The 6790-nt window shown below is 67.9% G+C and carries 6 protein-coding genes and 1 pseudogene; 2 read left to right on the forward strand and 5 right to left on the reverse strand.

What is annotated here, in order from left to right:
- Window positions 1–279, forward strand: a pseudogene (locus BBK14_RS07480) (IS4 family transposase); the annotation flags it as partial.
- A gap of 259 nt (window positions 280–538) precedes the next feature.
- On the opposite strand, the gene BBK14_RS07485 reads toward BBK14_RS07480, so the two are convergent.
- From BBK14_RS07485 to BBK14_RS07505, 5 genes are all read right to left on the reverse strand, one after another.
- Window positions 539–1231: a response regulator gene (locus tag BBK14_RS07485; RefSeq protein WP_071060480.1), complete on the reverse strand. Its 693-nt coding sequence runs from the start codon at window positions 1229–1231 to the stop codon at window positions 539–541.
- Window positions 1228–2850 carry a sensor histidine kinase gene (locus BBK14_RS07490; RefSeq protein WP_071060482.1) on the reverse strand — a complete coding sequence of 541 codons (1623 nt, stop codon included), beginning with the start codon at window positions 2848–2850 and terminating at the stop codon, window positions 1228–1230. The genes BBK14_RS07485 and BBK14_RS07490 overlap by 4 nt, the downstream gene beginning before the upstream one ends.
- A 157-nt stretch (window positions 2851–3007) precedes the next feature.
- Entirely contained in the window at window positions 3008–4039 is a 1032-nt protein-coding gene (locus BBK14_RS07495) for an ABC transporter substrate-binding protein (RefSeq protein WP_071060484.1), read from the reverse strand.
- A 37-nt stretch (window positions 4040–4076) separates the two neighbouring features.
- The gene (locus tag BBK14_RS07500) at window positions 4077–4850 is read right to left on the reverse strand and encodes an ABC transporter permease (protein ID WP_071060486.1); all 774 of its coding nucleotides are present in this window, start codon (window positions 4848–4850) and stop codon (window positions 4077–4079) included.
- A 253-nt stretch (window positions 4851–5103) separates the two neighbouring features.
- Window positions 5104–5958 carry an ABC transporter ATP-binding protein gene (locus BBK14_RS07505; RefSeq protein ID WP_071060488.1) on the reverse strand — a complete coding sequence of 285 codons (855 nt, stop codon included), beginning with the start codon at window positions 5956–5958 and terminating at the stop codon, window positions 5104–5106.
- Between the two features lie 302 nt (window positions 5959–6260).
- On the opposite strand from BBK14_RS07505, the gene BBK14_RS07510 reads away from it, so the two are divergent.
- On the forward strand, window positions 6261–6790 hold a 530-nt coding region (locus BBK14_RS07510; protein WP_116430015.1), incomplete at its 3' end, for an FAD-dependent oxidoreductase.

Below are 6790 nucleotides of genomic sequence, written 5' to 3' on the forward strand. Positions count from 1 at the left end.
GTCGAGACCCTCCTCGACGAAATCAAGGTCCACCAGCAGGACGGCCGGCTGGTGCTGCGGTCCCGGGCCCCCGACCGGGTCGAGCAGGAGGTCTGGGGCGTCCTGCTGCTGCACCGGGCGTTACGGAAACTGATCCACGACACCGCGCTGGTCGAAGGGATCGACCCCGACCGGCTCTCCTTCACCCACACCGTGACGATCGTCCGCCGCCAGGTTGTGCGCCGGGCGATTTTCCCCCCTCCGCCGGACGGCCCGGATCCTGGCCGCGGTGACCACTAAGATCGCCGAACACGTCCTCCCGAAACGCCTCCGCTCCAATCCCCGGGTCGTCCGGCGGACCAAGCGCACCCCGTTCCCCGCCAAGAAGCCGATCGACAAGCACCTCACGGGACCGCCACCCACGGTCGCCACAATCCYGATCCGAACCTAAAGTTCCTGGTATTGGGGCGTGACTACGCCGGAACTAGCGATTCCAAGGCGACCGATATGTAGGCGGTGCGGGGAGGCCGCTCAGCCCGCAAGCTCACGTCAGGTGCGGTCACGAACGGTCCGGACTGGGTAGCGTGGCTTTCGTCCGCCATTGGTAGCGGTGTTCCGGACGGCCGGTGGACCCGTATCGCAGGCTGACCGAGGCACGACCGTCCTGAGCGAGGTCCGCCAGGTAACGCTGCGCTGTGGGTCGGGAGAGCCCGAGCAACGCAGCCACCTCGGCGGCCGAGACGGCTTCCGCCGCACCTCGCAGCGCCTCGATGACGAGATTCGCCGTGTGTGCGGAGCGGCCCTTGCGCACGTTCGACTGCACCGGGTCGCCGGCCCGGAGCAGGCGAGCGGCCAGGTCGATGTCTGTCTGGCCGAGTGCGCGGTTGCCGTTGAGGTGGCTGCGGTACCGGGCGTACGCCTGAAGCCGGTCGGCGAGGTCGGCCGCCGAGAACGGCTTGACGAGGTAGTTGGCCACACCGCGGCCGAATGCCTCGCGGACGGACGCCGCGTCCGCCGCCGCCGTGAGCATGACGACGTCGCATCCCAGTTCGCCGATGAGGTCGGTGCCCCGCCCGTCGGGAAGGTACAGGTCGAGTAAGGCGATGTCGGGGCGGTGTTTCCTGGCCTGTTCGACGGCGGTCGCGGCGGTGTGGGCCACCCCGATAACGGTGAAGCCCGCAACGGCGCGGACGAAGTGCGCGTGCAGGTTAGCGACGCGGAAGTCATCGTCGACGACCAGGACACGGATCACGGGATGCCCTCCAGGGTGGGTCGGGCTGAGATCTCGACGACGCCGTTGAGGTGGGAGGCGAACACGGCGCCGTGGTCGGTGCCCGCGGTTCTTAGCAGCTCGATGTCGCCCCCGTGGCTGCGGGCGACCTGGCGGGCGAGGGCGAGTCCGATGCCGTGCGGCCGCCCGGTATCGGCGGATGTGGTGAAACCATCGTCGAACACCCGGTCGCGCACCGTCTCAGGAACGCCGTCTCCGCTGTCGGTGACCGCGATGTGCAGCGAGTCTCCGGCTCCTGCGACGGAGATCTCCACCCAGGCGGGGCGGCGCTGCCCGGACCTCGCGGCCTCCACCGCGTTGTCGACGAGGTTGCCGACCACCGTCACCACGTCGAGCGGCGCCGTGAGCGGGTCGCGTAACTCGGCGTCGGCGGCTAGGGCGAGCCGGACGCCGCGCTCGGACGCCGCCGCGGTCTTGGCCGCGAGCAGGCCGCGCAGGTAGGGATCGGTCAGCCGGGCGGTGGCCCTGTTCTCGGTCGCGAGTGGATCGGCGGTGAGTTCGCACAGGTAGCTCGATGCCTCGTCGGCGTGCCCGATCTGCAGCAGGCCGGCGATCGTGTGGAGGCGGTTGGTGTACTCGTGGCTCTGTGCCCGTAGCGCGTCCGACAGTGCCCGCACCGCGTCCAGTTCGCGACCTAGCTCGTCGAGGTCGGTTCGGTCACGCAAAGTGATCACCAGGCCGAGATCTCGCCCGTCGCGGTCCACCGGGTGGCTCGTGACGGCGAGCACTCGGTCCCCGGCCAGGACGAGCAGGCCGCGAACCGGGCGGTGGCTTTCAACGACGTCGCGTAACCGTTCTGGCAGCAAGGCGTTACCCACCCAGTCCCGCGGTGCGAGCGGCACGCCGAGCAGCCGGCAGGCGGTCTCGTTGCAGGCCGTGATCCTGCCTGCCGGGTCGACGGCCAACACGCCGTCCTGGACGCCGTGTACGACCGCCTCCTGCTCGCGGAGCAGGTCTGCGAGGTCGGTCGGCTCGAGTCCCAGGGTCTGCCGCCGCAGCCGGCGGGCGAGGAGCGCGGCACCAGCCGCACCGACGAGCAGCGCGAGGCCCAGCAGGACGGCGGCCGTGGGCAGTAGTGCCCACAGCCGCTCGTTTACCTCGTTCGCGGAGAGGCCGACGCTCACCTGGCCGACGACGCCGCCGCGGTCGTCGCGCAGCGGGACCTTGCCTCGCGCGGACAACCCCAGCGTGCCGCGCTCGACGCTGATGATCTCGCGGCCGGCGAGAGCTTCCGACGGGTCGGTGCTCACCGGTTTGCCGATGTTCGAGGGGTTGGGATGGGAGTAGCGGATCCCCCGTACGTCGGCGATGACGACGAACAACGCCCCCGTGCGGAGGCGGACGGCCTCGGCGCGCACCTGTAGTTCGCCGCCTGGTTTACCGACCGTGACCGCGCGGGCGACATCCGGGTCGGCGGCCACGGCCCGGGCGATCGCGAGCGCCCGCTGCTCGTACTGGTCGGTGAGGTTGTCGTGCAGCAGGAACCCCATCAGGATGAGCCCGGCGCTCCCGACCAGCAGGAGGACCCCGACCTGTAAGAGCAACGCCTGGGTAGCGAAGCGGAGCGGCCGGTGAAGCATGGGGAGGATGATAATACGTTGGCCGTATTGAACGAAACACACAAATTGCGCGATACGACGCTGTGTCTGCGGTCGCGGGCCGCGGTGGCAGCCGCAAGGCGAGCGGGTGCGGTCCGTCGCCRCTCACTCGCTCGCCGCGCCGATTGCGGCCCGGAGGTCAACTTTTGGGGACCGCCGACACGAATTCCGTGGTGTAGGTCCTCGACAGGTCGATGGTGTCCTCCTTGCCTTGGACGTTCGGCGAGAACGAGGCAAGTACCCGAAGCACGTTCTCGGCGCCCTCGGCCGGCATCACACCGTCGGCCGTGAACATTCCCTTGCTGTCGTCAATCGCACTGCGGTACAGCTCGGGGTCGTCCCCGGCGTATTCCTTGGGCATTTCGGCCGCGATGTCCGCCGCCGAGTGGGTGTCGATCCAGCCCAGGGTACGGACGAACGCGTTTGCTAGCTTCTGCACGGTCGGCTTGTTGGCCGCCACCCAGTCGCAGTCCATATAGAGCGACGATGCCGGATACAGGCCGCCCAGGGCAGCCTCGGTGCCTTCCTGGGTGCGCATGTCGACGAGCACCTTGCCTTGGCCGGAGGCCACCAGCCGAGCGATGGTCGGGTCGGTGGTCATGCCGGCGTCGATGCTGCCTTGTTCCATCGCGGCGAGGAACGTCTGGCCTGCCCCTGCCTTCACCGTGGTGTAGTCCGACGGTTGCACACCGGCCGCGGCGGCGAGCGCCCGGGTGAGGAAGTCGGTCGAGGAACCGGGGCTGGTGATACCGAGCCGTCGGCCCGCGAAATCGGCGGTCGACGTGATGTCGCCGGCCTTGTCCGTGGCGACGACCTCGGCCTCGCCGGGCACGTCGGCGAACTGCACGACACTCTGGATGCACTTACCCTTTGTCTGCAGGTCGATCGCGTGGTCGTAGAACCCGACGACTCCTTGGACGTCACCAGAGATGAGTACGTTCTCGGCCTGCGCGCCCGACGGTTCGGTCAGTAACTGGACCTCGATGCCTTCGTCGGCGAAGAAACCAAGCTGCTCAGTCAGCTTCGCAGGCAAGTAGATGATCTTGTCTATCCCGCCAATCATGATCTTGACTTTCTCGGTCTCGCCGGCGGCGCCGGCGTTCCCCGCGCACGCGGCAAGTGTCCCGCCCAGGAGGGCCAATGCGGCGGCCGCTGCGATCCTTCGCTTCATTGCGGGCTGGCTCCTTTTCGATGAATAGGGTGTACGGTCAGAGTCCGGTGGCGCTGGACTGGGACTGCGGACGCCAGGCGAGCAGGTGTCCTTCTAGCAAGGTGATAAGCGATTCGGCGATCAGCGCGATCACGGTGATCACGATCATTCCGGCGTAGATCCCGGCCGAATCAAAGGTGCCCTGGGCGTTGTTGATGAGAAGCCCGAGGCCCTTGTCCGCCCCCACGAACTCGCCGACCACCGCCCCGATCAGGGCGAATCCGAAGGCGGTGTGCAGGCTGGCAGTGATCCACGACGTGGCGCTCGGAAGCACGATCGAGGTCATGATCTGTCGTTTGCCCGCTCCGAGGATGCGGGCGTTGTCGACCAGTGTCCGGTCGACCTCGCGGGCTCCCTGGAAAGCGTTGAAGAAGACCGCGAAGAAGACAAGCACCACGGCGGTCGCGACCTTCGAGGACAACCCGAGACCGAACCAGATGACGAACAGCGAGGCGAGCACGATGCGCGGGATCGCATTCGCGGCCTTGACGAACGGTGCGCACACGTCGGCCAGCAGGCGGGCACGGCCGAGCAAGATGCCGAAGACGACCCCGGCAGCCGAACCAATGAGGAAACCGAGTACGGCCTCCTGCAACGTCACCGAGATCTGCTCCCAGATCGAGCCGAACGCGGTCCCCGTCGTGAACCAATCGACCAGCCGCTGCCAGATGTTGCTCGGCTTGGAGTAGTAGAAGGGATCGATCCAGTGCGTACCGGCCAGCTCCCAGCTGCCGAGCCACGCGACAACGGCCAACACCCGCAGGCCCGTCACCGTTATTCTGGAACGTTGGCCTCTGCCTGCGCCGGAAAACCATGATTGAGCGGCCTTCGGCCAGGTGAGGGGGTTACGAGGGCGTGGCGCCGCCTTCGGGGTCGTCGCGGCGGGGACCGCGACGTCCTGGGCGGTCTTCCGGTCGATGGTGGGGGGCGGGGCGTTGAGGTCATAAGACATGGGCGGGCTCCTGTGAAAGGGGGAGGGTGCGGTGCCGTTACTGCACGGGCACTGCGCGTATTGCGGGACCGGGTCAGGCCGCCACGGTTTGGCGCGCCCCGCGGGCACGGGTGATCTCGACTTCTTCCCGAAGCGAGYCCCACACCCGGCGGTAGACGTCGAGGAACGCKGTCTCGAGCCGGATCTCTTCGACCTGGCGCGGGCGTGGGAGTCCGACCCTCACGGTGTCTTTGACCGTCGCCGGGCCGGCGGTCATGACCACGACCGTGTCGGCGAGCGCGATCGCCTCCGTCAGGTCGTGGGTGACGAACACGACCGCCGCGCCGCTACCAGCCCACAGGTCGAGCAACAGGTCTTGCATCAACTCACGGGTCTGCACGTCCAGGGCGCTGAACGGCTCGTCCATCAGCAGGATCGACGGAGTGTTAATCAGTGTCTGGGCGAGGGACACCCGCTTGCGCATCCCGCCGGAGAGCTGATGCGGGTAGTAGCGCTCGAACCCGGCGAGGCCCACCTTGGTCACCCAGTCCCGTGCCAGCTCGCGCGCGTCGGCCTTCGGCGTACCCCGGAACCGGGGGCCAGCCGCGACGTTGTCCAGCACGGTTCGCCAGGGCAGCACCCCGTCCGACTGGAACATGTAGCCAAGCCCCTGCGGGATACCGGTGACGGGCTTGCCCTCGACACGGACGTCACCCGCGGACGCTGGCTCCAACCCGGAGACCAGCGACAGCGTCGTCGACTTGCCGCAGCCGGTCGGTCCTACTATCGAGACGAACTCGCCGGCCGGGACAGTGATGCTGACGTCACGGATCGCCGTGTACGCGCCGCCGTCCCGAGTCGGGAACCGCTTGGTGGCCCTTTCCAGCGAGATCGCCGGCGGTCGTTCGGCGCCGTGAGCTAGGCCCGATTGATGTGATGTAGGTCGCATGGCTGGGAACCGTACAAACCCCCAGAGCCACAGCGAACCCTTGTATCGCTAATGTAGATAGAATTCGTATTTCGCTTTTCGCTCGTTTTGCTCGCTGAGCCCTATACGTGGGCCATGCGTAGGTGCTGGAATCCACGGACCGTAGGCAGAGCGCATCTGGACAATCAGAGGCGCAGGTGTTCGATCGTCTTCGACGGAAAGCCTATTGATCATCGCTTGGATCGCGAGTGAGGTAAAAGCCTACTCGTGGCCTACGGACGGTTTCGGGCACTGACAGTACGACGAGCTCTGGAGGATCTCACGTGACGCGGATCGTCATCCTTGGCGGCGGACCCGGCGGCTACGAGGCGGCCCTGGTCGCCGCGTCCCTCGGCGCGACCGTGACCGTGATCGACTCAGACGGCATCGGCGGGGCGTGCGTCCTGACCGACTGCGTGCCGTCGAAGACCCTCATCGCGACATCGGAGACGATGACGAACTTCGCGATGGCGCCGGCCCTGGGGGTGCGCCCACATGGCGACCCCTCGGCCGAGGTCGGCAGCTGGGAGCTGACCGGCCTGCCCCACCTCACTCCACCGGACGTGGTCACGGTCGACCCCGAGCAGGTCAACGAACGGGTGCGGGCGCTGGCCCGGGCCCAGTCCGCCGACATCGAGCGCCGCCTGGAGCGGGAGCGGGTCGAGGTGGTGCACGGCACCGGACGCCTGGTCGGCCCGCACGCGGTCGAGACGTCCGACGGCGAGACGTTCGTCGGCGACATCGTCCTGGTCGCCACCGGGGCGTCGCCGCGGGAGATCTCCGGCTGCGAGCCGGACGGCGAACGCATCCTCAC

The sequence above is a fragment of the Parafrankia soli genome, assembly GCF_001854695.1.
Classification (GTDB): Bacteria; Actinomycetota; Actinomycetes; order Frankiales; family Frankiaceae; genus Parafrankia; species Parafrankia soli.